This is a genomic window from Aquimarina rhabdastrellae (assembly GCA_947387485.1).
In the GTDB taxonomy this organism is placed as follows: Bacteria; Bacteroidota; Bacteroidia; order Flavobacteriales; family Flavobacteriaceae; genus Aquimarina.
In genome coordinates, this window is the sequence record CANDNT010000060.1 from 1 (window position 1) to 1,021 (window position 1,021).

General features: G+C 30.5%; 1 protein-coding gene and 1 pseudogene. Both read right to left on the minus strand.

What is annotated here, in order from left to right:
• Positions 1–284 (minus strand): annotated as a pseudogene (locus tag ACYEKI_RS21245) (hypothetical protein); the annotation flags it as partial.
• Positions 285–375: 91 nt separating this feature from the next.
• Complete coding sequence (locus ACYEKI_RS21250) at positions 376–909, minus strand: OmpH/Skp family outer membrane protein (RefSeq protein WP_459213222.1); 534 nt, start codon at positions 907–909, stop codon at positions 376–378.
• Between the last annotated feature and the right edge of the window lie 112 nt (positions 910–1,021).

A 1,021-nucleotide genomic window follows, 5' to 3' on the forward strand; every position in this document is an offset into this window, starting at 1 on the left:
TTACCTCTTGACATGGATAAGTTGAAATACAGATATTCTCCATATTTCTTCCTTAAACTATCTATTTGTTGTTGATTTTTATCCTCTGTTAGCTCTTGTGCTACTAGCAAATCCGTTGGTTTATACAATAGCGAAAAAGAAACTCCATTTACTTCTTTGGTCTGTATATATTGATTCTCTGGATCTTTGAGATATGTCCACATCGCTGCTTCACTGTCAAATGTTTTTCCTCCACAGCTTATCATTATGCAAACTATCCCTATATAGAAAAGTAATTGTCTCATCCTTTCTCTACGCTTTTTGATTGATTTTTATATCATCATAACAACTGTATCTTTTATAATACAGTTGTTATGATTTTATATTATTTTGTTTTTATTTCCCTTCAAATTCGGCATTAAGCAAGCCTAATACCTCTTCTGTAAGATCTGCTCCTTCTTCTCCATACATAATCGTTCCATTTCCTGTCGCTCCAAAAATAACTTTGTAATTATGTTTCTTTCCGTATTCCTTTACAAAGTCATTGATATCATTAATTACTGTTTGCGTTACTTTTTTATCCTCTTCTTGTAATTGTCGTTGTACAGCTTGTTGGTAATTATTAATTTGTTGTTGCTTACTGGCTAACACTTGTTGTTTTAAATCCAACTCTTTTTTACTTAAACCACTTCTTTCTTTCTCATAGTCTTTTAACTCTTTTTGCCAATCTGTTAATAAGCTATCTACATTTGCTTTAAGTACTTTTGCTTTCTCGTCAAACTCTGCTTTTACGACTTTTGTTCGCTTATATCCATCTAATAGCTTATTTACATCTACATAAACTAAATCTGATGATGATTTTAAAAAGAAAAATGTAGCTATACTAATTAATAACGCCAATATAGCTAATGGTAGGGCTATTTTATTCATATCTTGTAGTTTGTCTCAATAACTATTTATTACATTAATACGACCATTAATGCTTGACTATTTATTTTTTCTCTAGATATTGCTTGTTTTGTGTCGTTAGGATTTACAACAC